Below are 15,233 nucleotides of genomic sequence, written 5' to 3' on the forward strand. Positions count from 1 at the left end.
GCCGCCCTCCCCGGACCCTATCCGCCAAAGGCCGGCGGGCCTTTGGAATGCGGGTTCCTGGCGCGGATCCGTCAGGCGGGGTCGCTGCTGGCCAGGTACCAGGCGGCGATGTCGTCGCCCTGCAGGAAGGCGATGCGCGGATCGGCGGCCAGGTCGGCATAGAGCGACTCCAGCGCCGCGATGCGATGCGCCACGCCGGTGATGTAGGGGTGGATGGCGATGCACATCACCTTCACCCCGCTGCCCGCCTCGGCTTCCTGCAGCAGGCGGGCGGCGGTCAGGCGGGCGCGGCGGGGCAACTCATCCTCGCGATGGTGCTGGATCATCACCACGGGGATGTCGTTCAGTTCGACGGAGTACGGCATGGCGAGGATCGGGCCATGCGCGGTGGCGATGCGCGCAGGCAGGTCGTCCAGCAGGAAGTCGCCGGTCCACCGTATCCCGGCTTCGGCCAGCAGATCCGGTGTCTCCAGCGTTTCCGTCAGCCCCGGCCCGAGCCATCCGGTGCAGGGTCGTCCCGTGAAATCCAGTATCGCGCGCGTGGTCTGCGCGATCATGGCGCGCTGGTCCTCGACGCGATGCGTCGGCACCTGGAACCAGCCATGGCCCATGAATTCCCAGCCCGCATCGCGCGCGGCTGCGGCGACGCGGGGATAGGCCTCGATCGCCGAACCGTTGACCGACAGGGTGGGCCGGATGCGGAGGCGCTCGAACAGCGCGTGGAAGCGCCAGAAGCCGACGCGCATCCCGTACTCGTGCCAGGTCCAGTTCGGTACGTCCGGCTGCAAAGCAGCGCCGGTCGGCGCGACCAGCACCTGGCGCGGCATCGGGTTGTCGATCAGCCAGTTCTCGACATTGACCACCGGCCAGACGATCAGCTTTGCGCCGCCCGGCCCTTCATGGCGCGGGCGATCGGATGGGGCGGCGTAGCGGACGCGCTCGACGGGTCGCAAGGGTCAGGCCGCCTTGCGCGCGTGGTGGCTGTGCAGGCGGTTGGACAGGTCGCGCCGCACCTCGTTGAACTCCGGGGAGGCAACGTCGCGCGGCCGCGGCAGGTCGATGCGGTGCTCGCTGGCGATGCGCCCCGGCCCCGGTTCCATCACCACGACGCGGTCGGCGAGGAAGATCGCCTCCTCGATCGAATGGGTCACGAACAGCACGGTCAGCTTCGTGCGCTGCCAGATATCGAGCAATTCATCCTGCAACCGTTCCCGCGTCATGGCGTCCAGCGCGCCGAAGGGCTCGTCCATCAGCACCATCTCGGCGTCGTTCGCCAGCACGCGGGCGATGGCCACACGCTGCTTCATCCCACCTGACAATTGGTGCGGGAAGGCATCGGCGAAACGCGTCAAGCCGACCATCGTGACGAAGCGTTCGACGGTCGCCTTCACCTCCGCCTTCGGCAGCCCACGCGATGCCGGGCCGAAGCCGATGTTCTGACGCACGGTCAGCCAGGGGAACAGACCGTAGTCCTGGAACACCATGCCGCGATCCGGCGCGGGGCCGGCGACCGGCTTGTCCCACATCAACGCCTCGCCGGCGCTCGGCGCCTCGAAGCCCGCGACGATGCGCAGCAGGGTGGATTTGCCGCAGCCGGACGCGCCGATCAGGCAGACGAACTCACCCTTCTTCACGACCAGGTTGGCGTCGCGCAGCGCCTCGATCTTCTGGCCGTTCAGTTCGTATGTCTTGCCCACGCCGCGAACGTCGAGGATCGGCAGCTCAGCCATGGTGGGACGGGCTCCAGCGCAGCAGGCGGTTCATGACTGCGACGACGATGCGGTCGGAGATGAAGCCGGCGATGCCGATCACGATCATGCCGCAGATGACGAGCTCCGTTCGGCTCAGCGTGCGGCCATCCATGATGACGGCGCCGAGGCCTTGCGGCACGCCCGTCATCTCCCCGACCACGATGACGAACCAGGCGAGGCCGAGGCCGAGCCGCAGCCCTGTGAAGATCGACGGCAGGGCTGCCGGCAGCACCACCTTGAAGAATTGTGCCGATGGCGAGCAGCCGAGCATCGACGCCGCCTCGAACAGCCGCTTCTCCACGCCACGCACGCCGAAGACAGTGTTGAGCAGGATCGGGTAGAAGGCGCCGAGGAACACAAGGAAGAAGGCCGAGCGCGCGCCGAGCCCGAACAGGATCATCGACAGCGGCAACCAGGCGGTGACGGGGATCGGGCGCATCAATTGCAGGAAGGGGTCCAGCAGAGCGTTGACAGTCTCGTTGCGTCCGATCAGTAGGCCAAGCGGCACGGCGACGATCGCCGCCAGCGCGAAGCCGCCATAGACACGCGACATCGACGCCAGCAGGTGGATGTGCATGGTCGCCGAGAAGGCATCGTCCCAGATGCCACCCCAGACGAAATCCACCATGTACTCGGCGACGTCATAGGGTGACGGGATCAGCCGCGAAGCGGAGGCCTTCACCCCGAAATGCCACGCCGCGAGCAGGATCAGCGGCACGATGAGCGCCAGCACCGTGCCGCGAACCCGCGGCCACAAGCCGACCGACGCGCGTGCCGGCACCTCGCTGCCCGGTGCCGCAGTGGATGCGCTGACACTCATCGCCATGGCGCCTCAGGACGTCGCGACTTCGTTGGAGAAGCGCGGATTGAGAAACTTGTCGAAATTCGGCAGGGCGCGGATCTGGCGCAGGCTCAGCATCTGCTCGGCATAGGTGCGCGACTGGCCCAGCACCGTGTCGTCCAGCTTCCAGGTGTATTCGACGTTGTCCGCGCCGAGCGCCTGGTCCACGGCCGCGCGCGGCGCACCCAGGATCCGCACGGTGGCTTCGGCGACCTCCGCCTTGTTCGCCATCATGTACTCGGTCGCGCGGCGATGGATGGTCAGCATGGTGCGCACCAGCGCGGGGTCCTGCGCGATCAGCGCCTCGGACGTGCCGAGGATCATGTTCAACCCGCCCATCGCGGTGCCGTAGGGGTATTCCACCAACTCCCCCACGCCGGAGGAGATCGACAGCCCCGGCCCGGGTTCCGCGCCGACATAGGCGTCGATGTCGCCGCGCGAGAGCATCGCGTGCATCTCCCCGAAGGGCACGCGGACCGCGGTGATGTCGCGCACGTTCATCCCCGACATGCGCAGGCGTTCGAGGATGAAGACCTCCTGCGTCGAGCCCGGCCAGATGCCCACGCGCTTGCCGCGCAACCCGGCGATGTCGGCGATGCCCGACCCCTTCTTCGCGATGACGCCCATGCCCCGGTTGCAGAAGGCCCCGACCACGACGATGGGTTCGCCTGCGGCCGCGCCCAGCGTGGCGGCGGCGATGCCGAAGCCGCCGACCTCGACGCTGCGCGTCACCACGGCGTTCTTGCCGTCGGTCGGGCTGTCGAAGGTGATGATCTCGATGGTCAGGCCCGCCGGCGCGAAGCGCTGGTAGAAATGCGGCGTCATCGAATGGATCAGGCGCAGCGAGCCGACCTTCACCGTGCGCGCGGCCTGCGCATGGGCGAGATGCGGTGCGGCCAGCGGGATCGCGGCGGCGGCGAGCAGATGGCGGCGACGGATCATGGTACGGTCTCCATCAGGCGGGGGTTGGGGAGGCAACGGAGGCGAGAAAGCAGCGCCATCCGCCATAGCGGGTGACGTTCTCGGCGCCGGCGATGCCTTCCGGTTCGACGAGGAAGCCCTTGGGCGTGGTGCCGTCCGCCAGCAGCAGCGTGCCGATGCACAGCGGCGCGGGGATCGCGGCGACGAAGCGGCCGAAGCCGTCCTCGGGCAGCGCCCAGACCTCGGCGGCGATGGACGCGCCATCGCGCGGGGCGACGCGCAGCAGACCGGGCCGGCGCGGCGGCCCGCCGGCCAGCGCGTAGAGCCGGTAGCAGGGCTTTGTGCCCGCGGCGCGGCGGAACTCGCCGCCCTGCGCGACCAGCTCGTGGTTCAGCGGCAGGCCGGTCAGGTGGGCGCCGACGACGGCGATCTCGATCATGCGGACTGCGCCTCCGTGAATGCCATGCCCAGCGCGGCGAGTGCGGCATCCGACCCGCGCTGGCCGATCAGCGTGATGCCGGCGGGCAGCCCGTCCGGCCGCCGCGGCCCCGGCACGGCGAGTGCTGCGAGGTCGAGCAGGTTGACGAAATTGGTGTAGGTGCCGAGCCGCGCATTGGGTCCGATCGGATCTGCCGCGAGTTCCGCCAGCGTCGGGAAGTTCGGCACCGAGGGCACGGCGAGCACGTCGAAGCGCCCGAAGAAATCCTCTGCCGCGCGACGATGCTCGGCGAGCCGATACAGCCCACGAAACGCATCGACCGCGGTGAAGCGCGCCGCGCCGCCCAGGATCGCTTCGGTCACCGGATGCAGCGTGCCGGGATGAGCGGCGGCGAAGTCGCCGAAGGCGGCGGCGCGTTCGGCGATCCAGGGGCCGTCATAGAGAAGCTTCGCGGTGTCGAGCAGCGGCGTGATCACCGCCTCCTGCGCGCCGGGCAGCAGGGCGCGGGCCGCTGTCCAGGCGGCGCGACCGGCGGCGTCGTCCAGATGCAGGTCGCCCGGCGCCGGAACCGCGATGCGCGTCGGCGCCGTGCCGCATTCGGCCCAGGCGATCGGCCGGCTGTAGGGATCCGCGCGATCCTCCCCGGCGATGACGCGGAACACCGCCCAGGCATCCGCCACGCCGGTCGCGAAGACCGAGATGCAATCAAGGCTGCGGCAGGCCGGCAGCATGCCGCGTGAGGACACCGCGCCGACCGAGGGCTTCAGCCCGACGATGCCGTTCAGCGCCGCCGGCACGCGCCCCGACCCTGCCGTGTCGGTGCCGAGTGCCGCCGCGACGATCCCATGCGCCACCGCGACCGCTGAGCCGGAGGAGGACCCGCCCGGCACCCGCGTCGCATCGGCGCTGTTGCGCGGCACCGGATAGGGCGTGCGCACCCCCACCAGCCCCGTGGCGAACTGGTCGAGATTGGTCTTGCCGAGGATCAGCGCGCCGGCCGCGCGCAGCCGCGCTACGGCGACCGCGTCCTCCGCCGGGACATGGGTGAAGGCGGGGCAGGCGGCGGTCATTGGCCGGCCCGCGACCGCGATGTTGTCCTTCACCGCGACGGGAATGCCCCAGAGCGGGAAGCGTTGCACATCGAAGGGCGGCAGGGCCGCGGCCTCGGCGATCAGTGCCGCTCCGGGCGTGAGGTCGAGGAAGATGCCGGGATCCGCGACGGCAGCGAGCCGGCGATGCGCCTCGGCCACCACGGCGGCAGGAGTCAGGCCGCCGGCATAGGCCGTGTGCAGGGCGTCGATCCCGAAGGGCAGATCCATGACCCGAGGGTCAGCAAGACCCATGCCGGATCGCGGCGCAGCCGCCGCACGGCATTTGTATACAACACTGCATGCAGGATGGGCGGGCATCGCCTGGGGCTGCCGCTTTCGTGGGCGGCCATGCGCCCCCGTGCCTCATCGCAGCACGGGGCGCCTGAGCTGCCGGGCGATCAGCCCAGATGTGCCGGCGGCGGGCCGGCCAGCACGCCCCAGCTCCCTTCGGTCGCCGCCAGATGCGCGCGCACCGCCGCCGCGGCAGCGGCCGCATCGCTGGCCAGGATCGCGGCGACGATCGCGCCGTGTTCCTCATGCGACGCCGCCAGCCGGTCGCGTCCACCGAGTTGCGCCGCTCGGAACGGAGCAAGCCGCCGCCGCGTCGCATCCGCCAGCTCGGCCAGATAGCCATTGCCGGACCCGGCGTAGAGCGCCTCATGGAAGGTGACGTTCGCGTCGCGATAGGCGTCGAGCCAGCCATCGGCGACCATCCGGCCCATGGTGGCGTGGCGGCTCGCCAGCCGCGCCTTGTCGGCCCGGCTCATCGCCACGGCGCAGAGCGACGCGCAGACCGCTTCCAGCTCCGCCATCGCCTGGAACATCTCCGCCAGGCGACCGGGTTCAGGCCGTGCCACCACGGCGCCACGGCGAGGGCGCTGCTCGACCAGCCCGGTGGCGGCGAGCAGGCGCAGTGCCTCCCGCACCGGGGTGCGCGACACGCCATAGGCGGCGGCGAGGCGCTCCTCCTCCAGCGCCGTGCCGGGGGGCATGCGCCCTTCGGTGATCGCCTCGGCGAGCTCGACGGAAAGCGATTCGGCGCGCGTCGGACCGGGTCGGCGCCGCGACGAAGCGGCGCCCGATGCCGGGCGAACCCGGGGTGTGACGAATGGCTTGGCGACGGTTGTCATGCGCTGGACCTTGCACGCACTATGCCGTATCCGCCGGCCCGTTTACATTGGGCATGAAAAAGCAAGAACCGCTCCGCTTCTGCCGTCGCGCTGCAGGGGGTGGGGCCTTTCGGAGCGTTCAATGCAACCGCAGACCACGGCCGTCATGGCCGACCATACCGCTGCTGCCGCGGCAATGGAGGAGCATGCCGCCGCCGCAGCGGCGATGCTGCGCCTCCTGGCCAGCGAGCGGCGCCTGATCGTCCTGTGCACCCTGATCGCAGAAGGCGAAGCCCCGGTGGGCCGCCTGGCCGAACGCGCGGGGCTGTCGCAGCCGGCCATGTCGCAGCACCTGGCGAAACTGCGGGAGGACGGGCTTGTCGCGACGCGCCGCGCCGGCACCACGATCCACTACCGCATCGCCGATCCGCGCGTCGCACGGCTGATGACGACGCTGCACGACATCTACTGCGGCGAGCCGGCCTGACCGCGCGGCGCCACGCCGCTCGGCGAACCGTAGTCCTTCAAGGACTACCCGAAGGACCGTCACGGGACGCCGGATAGGACGGCCTGCTCGCCCCGGCGTGATGCGGCGCCCTTGCATGGCGGCAAGAAGCCACGCGCGGTGGCAGGGTGGCGCATCGCCTGCCATGCTGCCGGCCCGGGAGAGAGATCGCCATGCATCACACCGGCCGCGACCGTGGCTGACGCCGTTCTCGATTCGCGCAGCGCCTGGCTGCGGCTGCTCGCCATCATCGCGATCTGCGCCATCGGCAGCGTGCCGATGTGGTCGGTGGTTGTCGTCGTCCCCGCGGTGCAGGCGGAATTCGGCACGGCGCGCGCCGGTGCCGCGCTGCCTTACACGATGACCATGGTCGGCTTCGTGATCGGCGGCGTGCTGATGGGCCGGCTGGCCGACCGCTTCGGCGTGCTGGTGCCGGTGCTGCTGGGTGCGGTGTCGCTCGGCCTTGGCGGGGTGGCGGCGGCGATGGCGCCGAGCCTCTTCGTCTTCGGCCTCGCCTATGGCGTGTTGCTGGGCTGCTTTGGGGCGGCGGCGGTGTTCGGGCCGCTGATCGCCGATGCCTCCCTGTGGTTCGCGCGGCGGCGCGGCATTGCGCTGGCGCTGGCGGCGTCCGGCAACTATCTGGCCGGCACGGTCTGGCCGCCGCTGCTGCAATGGGGTGTGGATACGGTTGGCTGGCGCGGCACGCATCTGGCGATGGGTGCCTTTTGCGTGGCGACCATGCTGCCGCTGGCAGCCCTGGCGTTGCGTCGCCGCGCGCCGCTGCCGCCGCCGCGGCCCGCGGGGGCGCCGGCCTTGCCGGCGGCGCGGCCGCTCGGCTTGTCGCCCAATGTGCTGCAGGCGGTGCTGGGTACCGCGGGTGTTGCGTGTTGCGTCGCCATGGCCATGCCGCAGGTCCACATCGTCGCCTACTGCGTCGACCTCGGCTACGGCGCGCAGCGCGGCGCGGAGATGCTGTCGGTGATGCTTGCGACGGGCATCGTCTCGCGCCTGGTGTTCGGCGCGGTGATGGACCGCATAGGGGGGCTGCGCACGCTGGTGCTGGGCTCCGTCCTGCAGGGGGTCGCGCTGTTCCTGTTCCTGCCGGCGGATGGGATGGTCGCGCTCTATGCCGTCAGCGCGGTGTTCGGCCTGTTCCAGGGCGGCATCGTGCCGTCCTACGCCATGATCGTGCGGGAGAATTTCCCGCCCGAGCAGGCCGGCACGCGGGTCGGCATCGCGCTGTCATCGACGCTGGTGGGAATGGCGCTGGGTGGGTGGATGGCGGGCGCCATCTTCGACGCGACGGGATCGTACCAGGCGGCAATGTGGAACGGGATCGCGTGGAACCTGCTGAACCTGTCGATCGCGGTCTGGCTGCTGATGCGGGCGCGGCGGTGGCAGATGGCGACGCGCGCGCCGGCCATCGCTTAGGCCGGCGGTTCCAGCCCCTTCGCCCGCAGCGCCGCGGGCGTGCACAACGCCGCGACGGCATCGAGCAGCGCCGCCCCGCCCGCCGCCCCCGCGAAGGTCGCGCCGGAGAAGACCGCGACGGTCTGCGCGCCGTCCGGGAGCGGGCCGACCACCTCGATGCCGTCCACCTCCATCAGCTCGCTGATCTGCTGGAAGGCGATGGCGGCCTCGTCGGTCAGCAGCTTCTCCGCGGTGAAGCCCTGCGGGATCACGATGGCCTTGGCATTCACCGCATCGGCGATGCCGAGCCGTTCGATCAGCCCGGCGAAGAAGATGCCGCTCGCCCCGGCGCGCGAGTAGCACAGCGACGGCACGGCCAGCAGCAGTGACCGCAGCGCATCGACCGACCCGATATCCGGATGCGGCGTGCCGGCCTTCACCGCGAGCCCGACGCGCGAATGCGCGAGGGGGCGGGCCGTCATGCCATCCAGCACGCCCTCGGCCGCGAGTGCCGCCACCGCTTCGGCCGTCAGCACCGCGGCGTCGGCGCGTTCCCCGGCGCGGATGCGCGTCTCGAGCGTCCTGGTCGGCGCGAGTTCCACGGTCACCGGGGCGCCGAGGGCGGCCTCCAGCGTTGGTGCGGCTTCGCGCAGCAGGCCGGCGAGGGCGAGTGTGGACATCAATCTGGGCATGGTTTCCTCCGCGCCGCCGCAGCGTGGCCGCTGCCGTGCGCCGCGTCCACCGGGCCGCTTGACCGCACGGCCCGCACGGCGCGAGGTGACGGCCGAACCCGACATGCAGGCCCGCCGATGACCCTCCGCTTCGCCGAGATCGCCGCCCCCCGTCCCGATAAGGACAGCCTCGCCGCGCAGCATGCCGCGATCGATGCGCGGCTCGACGCCGGGGATCGCGCCGGGGCGCTGGCGGCGTGGGACAAGGCGCGGCGGGACTACGACACCTGGTCGTCCCTGGTGCATCTGACCTTCGCACAGGACACCACCGACAAGGACGCCGTCGCCGCGCGCGAATACGCCGACGCGCTGGCGCCGGAGGCCGCGACGCATGAGACCGCGCTGAAGCGCCGCCTGCTCGCCGATCCCGACCGCGCTGGGCTGGAAGCGCTCGCCGGCACGCATGCCGTCGCGCTGTGGGAAACCGACATCACCGCCTTCGACCCCGCCATCGCCGCGGAGACCGAGGAGGAGTCGCGCCTGTCGGCGCGCTACACCGCGCTGCTCGCCGGCGCGAGGATGACGGTGCGCGGGCAGGAGGTGAATCTCTCCGGCCTCACCCCCTTCGCCGAGGACCCCGACCGCACGATCCGCCATGAGGCCGAGGCCGCGCGCTGGGATTTCTTCGCCGCCAACGGGGAAGAATTGGATGCCATCTACGACGAGATGGTCAGGCTGCGCACCGGCATGGCGCGCAAGCTCGGCGATGCAACCTTCACGCCGCTCGCCTATCGCCGCATGCGCCGGCTCGACTACGGTCCGGACGATGTCGCGCGGTATCGGGATGCGGTAGCGAAGCACGTCACCCCGCTGGTGGCGCGCATCCTCGAAGCGCGGCGCGCGACACATGGCTGGGACCGCCTGCGCTATTGGGATGAGGCGCTGATCGACCCCGCCGGCAATCCGAAGCCCGCCGGCGACCACGACATGCTGGTGATGGCGGCGGAGGAGATGTTCGCGCGCATGGATCCGCGCCTGTCGGACTTCTACGCCACGATGCGACAGGGCGGGTTCCTCGACCTGAAGAACCGGCCGGGCAAGGCGGGCGGCGGCTTCTGCACGGCCTTTCCGTCCGTCGGCGCCCCCTTCATCTTCGCCAACTTCAACAGCACCCACAACGATATCGGCGTCTTCACGCATGAGATGGGGCACGCCTTCCAGTGCTGGGAAAGCCGGACCCAGCCGGGCGTGGACTACCTCTGGCCGACCATGGAGGCGGCGGAGATCCACTCCATGGGCCTCGAATACCTGACGCATCCGCATATGGGGCTGCTGGTGGGGGATGCGGCGGCGGATCGCTATCGCGCCATGCACCTGGTCTCGGCGCTGGCCTTCCTGCCTTACGGCGTTTGCGTCGATCACTTCCAGCACGAGGTCTATGCCAACCCCGACGCGACGCCCGCCGAACGCCATGCGATCTGGCAGCGGCTGGAACGGCTCTACATGCCGTGGTCGGACTACGGCGATCTCGCCTATCCCACGAAGGGCGGGCGCTGGCAGGCGAAGCAGCACATCTACAACTCGCCATTCTACTACATCGACTACACGCTCGCGCTCTGCGTCGCGCTGCAGTTCTGGGTGTGGTCGCGGCGCGACGCGAAGGGCGCGCTCGACGCCTATGTCGCGCTGTGCGGGCGCGGTGGGTCGATGCCCTTCCAAGGGCTGGTGGCCTCGGCGGGCCTGACATCCCCCTTCCAGCCCGGCGCGCTGGAGGCGGCGGTGGCGGAGGCGGCAGGCGTTCTCGGGCTTTAGCGCCCCCCGAGATCCCTCGCGACGGGACGGCCAGGCGGGCGCTGTAACGCCCGATGGCGATTGTTTCGCTATTTTGCTATTGCGAATCACTCGCAATCGCATATGTTGCGCCGCACTTCGTTTCCGACCGGGGGTTTGTCATCCATGTTGTCCCGTTCCCAGGGCGCCGCCATGCGCGCGCCGACGATTGGCCTTGCGGGCGTGGGCCTGGTCGGGAGCTTCGGCGGCGGCGCGCTCGCTCAGGAAGCGCCGGCGGCCGGTGCCGCGCAGCTGCCGGAGATGAGCGTCCAGGGCACCGCCCCCGTCCCCCCCTACCAGGCCGGCGACAATATCGCGCTGCCGCATTCGCCCTTCTCCGCCGCCGACGCCCCGCAGACAGTCAACATCGTCCCGCGCATCGTCATGGACGAACAGGCCGCGACCACGGTGCGCGACGCGCTGCGCAACGTCACCGGCATCAGCCTCGCGGCGGGTGAGGGCGGCTTCTCCGGCGACAACCTCACGCTGCGCGGCTTCTCCGCGCGCGGCGACTTCTTCATCGACGGCATCCGCGACGCCGGCCAGTACACGCGCGATAGCTTCTTCCTGGAGGCGGTCGAGGTGCTGAAAGGGCCGTCATCGATCATGTTCGGCCGCGGTTCGACCGGCGGCGTGATCAACCAGATCACTCGCCAGCCGCTGGCGACGACGCAGGGCGAGGTCTGGCTGTCGGGCTACACCCCGGGCGGCGTGCGCGGCACGGCGGACGTCAATGTCCGCGCGGGGGAGGTCGCGGCCCGTCTCGGCGTCATGGCCACCCATATCGACGCCTCCCAGCGCGACCACGTGTCCAACGAACGCTGGGGCGTCTTCCCCGCCATCACCTTCGGCATGGGTACACCGACGACGCTGACGGTGTCCTGGTTGCACCAGGAAGAGAACAACATGCCCGACTACGGCGTGCCCTATTACCAGGGTCGGCCGCTGCGGGTCGCCACCAGCACCTTCTACGGCCTCGACCAGACGGATCGCGAACGCACGCAGACCGATGTCTTCACGGCGACGGCGCAGCACCGCTTCGACGACAACTTCACGGTCCGCAACATCTTCCGCTGGGCGAATTACGGTCGCGAACTGTCGGCCACCGCACCGCGCCTGGTGGCCAACACGGTCGCCAACGGCATCACCGCGTCATCGTTGGTGAACCGCCAGCCGCAGGTGCGCAACGGCTTCGACTCGCTGATCGTCAACCAGACCGAAGCGGCGGTGAATTTCGAGACCTGGGGCCTGCGTCACGACGCGGTCGCCGGCGTGGAATTCGGGCGTGAATCCGCCGAGCTCACCCGCTTCGGCCAGACCGGGCGGCCGCTCGCCAACCTGTTGTTCCCCAACTTCTACCAGATGGGGACGATCAACCAGACCTTCACCTCGGACATCAAGACCACGGCGAACACCTTCGCGATCTACGGTGTCGACCGCATCCGCATCGGCGAGATGTTCGAGGTCATGCTGGGCGGCCGCTGGGACTCCTTCCAGGCCGAGCAGACCAACCGCGCCACCAACCAGATCTTCGAGCGCACGGACCAGCAGGCGACCTGGCGCGCCGCCTTCATCTTCAAGCCGACGCCCGAGGTGCGCACCTACGTCACGGCCGGCACGTCCTTCAACCCGTCGGCGGAGTCGCTGACGCTCGCGGCGAACAACGCCCAGCTCGCACCCGAGACGGCGACCACCTACGAAATCGGCGGCTCGTGGAACCTGATGGATGGGCTGCGCCTCAACGGGTCGGTCTTCCGGATCGAGAAGCGCAACGCCCGCACCTCCGACCCCGCCAACGACACGCTGCAGGTGCTGGACGGCATCGTGCGTGTCGACGGGTTCGAGGTCTCGGCGGTCGGCCAGATCACGCCGGAATGGAACATCATGGTCGGCTACACCCGGCTGAATTCCGAGATCGTGGAATCGAACAACGCGAACGAGGTGGGCAAGGAATTCGCCAACGTCGCGCCCAACACCGCTTCGCTCTGGACGACCTACAACCTGCCGCACGGCATCCAGCTCGGCGGCGGCCTCTCCTATGTCGACCGGCGCTACGGCAACACCACGAACACCGTGCAGGTGCCCGCCTATACCCGTTTCGACGCCGCGGTGTCCTGGCAGCCGGACGAGGGCACGCTGCGCGGCATGCGCTTCCAGCTCAACGCCCTGAATGTCGGCGACACCCGCACCTACGACACGGTCTATACCGGCCATGTCGTGCCGGGTGTCGGGCGCACCTTCATCGCATCGGTCTCGGCGCGGTTCTGATGCTGGTCCAGATCCCGGACATCCTGGCGGCCGGCGAGGCGGCGGAGGCGCTCGCCGCCCTGCGCGCCGCCGACTGGACCGACGGGCGCGTGACCGCCGGCCATCAATCGGCCCAGGTCAAGCACAACCTCCAGATCGCCGAAGGGACGCCGCTCCACACGCGCCTCGGCGACATGGTGCTGAACGGGCTTGGCCGGTCGTCGCTGTTCATCTCCGCCGTGCTGCCGCAGCGCGTCTTTCCGCCGCTGTTCAACCGCTACGACCCGGGCATGACCTTCGGCGCGCATGTGGACAATGCCATCCGGCAGATCCGCGGTACGCCGCACAGGATCCGCACCGATGTCTCCTGCACGCTGTTCCTGACGCCGCCCGAGGATTACGACGGCGGCGAGCTGGTGGTTCAGGACACCTATGGCGAGCAGCGGGTGAAGCTGCCGGCCGGTCATGCCGTGGTCTATCCGGCGACCAGCCTGCATCGCGTCGAACCGGTGACGCGCGGGTCGCGCATCTCCTCCTTCTTCTGGATCCAGTCGATGCTGCGCGACGACATGCAGCGGCGACTGCTGTTCGACCTCGACATGGCGATCAACGCCGCCACGCTCGACCTGCCGGAAGGCCATGAGGCCCCGGTCGCGCTGACCGGCATCTATCACAACCTGCTGCGCCAATGGGCGGAGGTCGCATGAACCCCGACAACGCCACGCCTGCCGCCATCCCCACTCCGGTCGAGGGTGCCGCGGCCGGCGCCCCTGCTGTGCCCGTGGACAGCCTGGCGCCTGCCGCATCGGCCCCGCCAGGTGCGCCGCTGACGGCCGCGCTGCCGGCACCGTCCGGCGGCCCGGTCGAGGCGCTCGCCGCCGACCATTCCCTGCTCGGCCTGGTGCTCCAGGCGAGCCCGGTCGTGCAGGGGGTGATGGGCGCGCTGGTGCTCGCCTCCGTCATCTGCTGGGCGATCATGATCGAGAAAGCGGTGTTGCTCGGCCGGCTGCAACGCGAGATCCGGCAGCTGGCCAACACCGCCGACCCCGGCGCGGCGAATGGCGAAGGCCTCGCCGCCCGCATGCAGCGTGCCGCGGCGCGCGAATGGGCGGAAGGGCGCGACCACGACGAAAGCCGCGGCGAATACCGCGAACGCATCGAACGCGCGATGCGCGAGACACTGTCCGCGGCCATCCGCCGCGCGCAATCCGGCACCGCCTTCCTCGCGACCACCGGCGCGGTCGGCCCCTTCGTCGGGCTGTTCGGCACCGTCTGGGGCATCATGGGGTCCTTCCAGGGCATCGCGCAGATGCACGACACCTCGCTCGCCGTGGTCGCGCCGGGCATCGCGGAGGCGCTGCTGGCCACCGCGATCGGCCTGTTCGCGGCCATCCCGGCGGTGATCGGCTACAACCGTATCGCGCGGCGCATCGCCGGGCTGCGGGCCGAAGCGCTCGCCGCCATCTCGGCCACCGGCGCGCGGCTGTCCGGCCGGCCGCCGCGCGGCGGCGTCGCGCGCGCGGCGGAGTAGCACCATGGCGATGTCCGTCGGCGGCGACAGCGGGGAGGATGACGACGCCGCCCCGATGTCCGAGATCAACGTCACGCCCTTCGTGGACGTGATGCTGGTCCTGTTGATCATCTTCATGGTCGCCGCGCCGATGATGACCGCCGGCGTGCCGGTCGACCTGCCGCGCAGCGCTGCGCCGCGCGTGGCGAATCCCTCGCCGCCCGTGGTGCTGACGGTGACGCGCGAGGGCACGATCCATATCGGCGAGGACCGCATCGACGAAGCGCAGCTCTCCGCGCGCCTCGCGGCGCTGAAGGCGGATAAGCCCGACCTCGCCGTGCATGTGCGCGGCGACCGCGCGGTGCCCTATGGAGAGGTTCTGCGCATCATGGGCCGGGTGACGGCGGCGGGTATTCCGCGCGTCTCCCTGATCGCGGAGGCCGAGCCCGGCGGGGCCGCGCGCTGAGCGATGGCCGCGCCGCTTCCGAAGACCGCTTGGCCGGAGCCGCCCGCGCCGCTGCCGGAGCACGATCCCCGCAACCTGCGCCTGATTGCCTTCGGCGCCGCGGTGCTCCTCCATGGCGGGCTGGCGGGCTTCCTCCTGCTCTCCCCCGCCACCCCCCCGAGCCTCGCGGCGCCGGAGGAAGTACCGATGATCGTCGCGCTGGCCGAGCCGGTCATCGAGGAAAGCCCGGCGCCATCCCGCGAACCGATGCAGGAGGAGGCCGCGGCGCCGAGCCCGGAACCCGTCCCGGCCGCTGAACCGCCCCCGCCTGAACCGGTGCCGCCCGAGCCCGCCCCGCCGGAACCGCCGCCACCTGAACCTGTGGTGCCCGAGCCGCCGCCACCGCCGGAACCTCCGCCACCCGAGCCGATGCCGGAGGAACCGCCGCCGCCTGAGCCGGAGC

The 15,233-nt window shown here is 70.5% G+C and carries 15 protein-coding genes and 1 pseudogene; 8 read left to right on the top strand and 8 right to left on the bottom strand.

Features of this window, described 5'->3' with window-relative positions; all coding sequences use genetic code 11:
* Window positions 1-71: 71 nt before the first annotated feature.
* From AC2YHJ_RS26830 to AC2YHJ_RS26860, 7 genes are all read right to left on the bottom strand, one after another.
* Window positions 72-953, bottom strand: a complete 882-nt coding sequence (locus AC2YHJ_RS26830) for a polysaccharide deacetylase family protein (RefSeq protein ID WP_487399254.1) — start codon at window positions 951-953, stop codon at window positions 72-74.
* Between the two features lie 3 nt (window positions 954-956).
* Window positions 957-1,730 (bottom strand): ABC transporter ATP-binding protein, encoded by a 774-nt coding sequence (locus AC2YHJ_RS26835; protein ID WP_487399255.1) that lies wholly within the window; start codon window positions 1,728-1,730, stop codon window positions 957-959.
* Window positions 1,723-2,571: an ABC transporter permease gene (locus AC2YHJ_RS26840; protein WP_487399256.1), complete on the bottom strand. Its 849-nt coding sequence runs from the start codon at window positions 2,569-2,571 to the stop codon at window positions 1,723-1,725. Before AC2YHJ_RS26840 ends, AC2YHJ_RS26835 begins: the two co-directional genes overlap by 8 nt.
* Window positions 2,572-2,583: 12 nt before the next feature.
* Window positions 2,584-3,534 (bottom strand): ABC transporter substrate-binding protein, encoded by a 951-nt coding sequence (locus AC2YHJ_RS26845; protein WP_487399257.1) that lies wholly within the window; start codon window positions 3,532-3,534, stop codon window positions 2,584-2,586.
* A gap of 13 nt (window positions 3,535-3,547) precedes the next feature.
* Window positions 3,548-3,952, bottom strand: a complete 405-nt coding sequence (locus tag AC2YHJ_RS26850) for an allophanate hydrolase-related protein (protein ID WP_487399258.1) — start codon at window positions 3,950-3,952, stop codon at window positions 3,548-3,550.
* Window positions 3,949-5,271, bottom strand: coding sequence for an allophanate hydrolase (gene atzF, locus AC2YHJ_RS26855; protein WP_487399259.1), 1,323 nt, complete (start codon window positions 5,269-5,271; stop codon window positions 3,949-3,951). Before atzF ends, AC2YHJ_RS26850 begins: the two co-directional genes overlap by 4 nt.
* A 170-nt stretch (window positions 5,272-5,441) precedes the next feature.
* A complete protein-coding gene (locus tag AC2YHJ_RS26860) occupies window positions 5,442-6,173 on the bottom strand; it encodes a GntR family transcriptional regulator (RefSeq protein ID WP_487399260.1) in 732 nt (243 codons plus the stop codon).
* A 121-nt stretch (window positions 6,174-6,294) separates the two neighbouring features.
* Between AC2YHJ_RS26860 and AC2YHJ_RS26865 the strand changes: the two genes are divergently transcribed.
* Window positions 6,295-6,639, top strand: a complete 345-nt coding sequence (locus AC2YHJ_RS26865) for an ArsR/SmtB family transcription factor (RefSeq protein WP_487399261.1) — start codon at window positions 6,295-6,297, stop codon at window positions 6,637-6,639.
* A gap of 213 nt (window positions 6,640-6,852) precedes the next feature.
* The gene (locus AC2YHJ_RS26870) at window positions 6,853-8,088 is read left to right on the top strand and encodes an MFS transporter (RefSeq protein ID WP_487399262.1); all 1,236 of its coding nucleotides are present in this window, start codon (window positions 6,853-6,855) and stop codon (window positions 8,086-8,088) included.
* Here the strand turns inward: AC2YHJ_RS26870 and AC2YHJ_RS26875 are convergent.
* Entirely contained in the window at window positions 8,085-8,759 is a 675-nt protein-coding gene (locus AC2YHJ_RS26875; protein WP_487399263.1) for a substrate-binding domain-containing protein, read from the bottom strand. The genes AC2YHJ_RS26870 and AC2YHJ_RS26875 overlap by 4 nt on opposite strands.
* A gap of 117 nt (window positions 8,760-8,876) precedes the next feature.
* Between AC2YHJ_RS26875 and AC2YHJ_RS26880 the strand changes: the two genes are divergently transcribed.
* The 6 genes and pseudogenes from AC2YHJ_RS26880 to AC2YHJ_RS26905 form a co-directional block, all read left to right on the top strand.
* A complete protein-coding gene (locus tag AC2YHJ_RS26880) occupies window positions 8,877-10,550 on the top strand; it encodes a M3 family oligoendopeptidase (protein ID WP_487399264.1) in 1,674 nt (557 codons plus the stop codon).
* Between the two features lie 144 nt (window positions 10,551-10,694).
* Entirely contained in the window at window positions 10,695-12,836 is a 2,142-nt protein-coding gene (locus AC2YHJ_RS26885) for a TonB-dependent receptor (protein ID WP_487399265.1), read from the top strand.
* Window positions 12,836-13,522, top strand: coding sequence for a Fe2+-dependent dioxygenase (locus AC2YHJ_RS26890; protein WP_487399266.1), 687 nt, complete (start codon window positions 12,836-12,838; stop codon window positions 13,520-13,522). Before AC2YHJ_RS26885 ends, AC2YHJ_RS26890 begins: the two co-directional genes overlap by 1 nt.
* Window positions 13,519-14,346: a MotA/TolQ/ExbB proton channel family protein gene (locus AC2YHJ_RS26895; protein ID WP_487399267.1), complete on the top strand. Its 828-nt coding sequence runs from the start codon at window positions 13,519-13,521 to the stop codon at window positions 14,344-14,346. Before AC2YHJ_RS26890 ends, AC2YHJ_RS26895 begins: the two co-directional genes overlap by 4 nt.
* A 4-nt stretch (window positions 14,347-14,350) precedes the next feature.
* Window positions 14,351-14,791, top strand: a complete 441-nt coding sequence (locus tag AC2YHJ_RS26900; protein WP_487399268.1) for an ExbD/TolR family protein — start codon at window positions 14,351-14,353, stop codon at window positions 14,789-14,791.
* Window positions 14,792-14,794: 3 nt separating this feature from the next.
* Window positions 14,795-15,233 (top strand): annotated as a pseudogene (locus AC2YHJ_RS26905) (hypothetical protein); the annotation flags it as partial.

The sequence above is a fragment of the Roseomonas sp. SRI_022 genome (assembly GCF_057586215.1).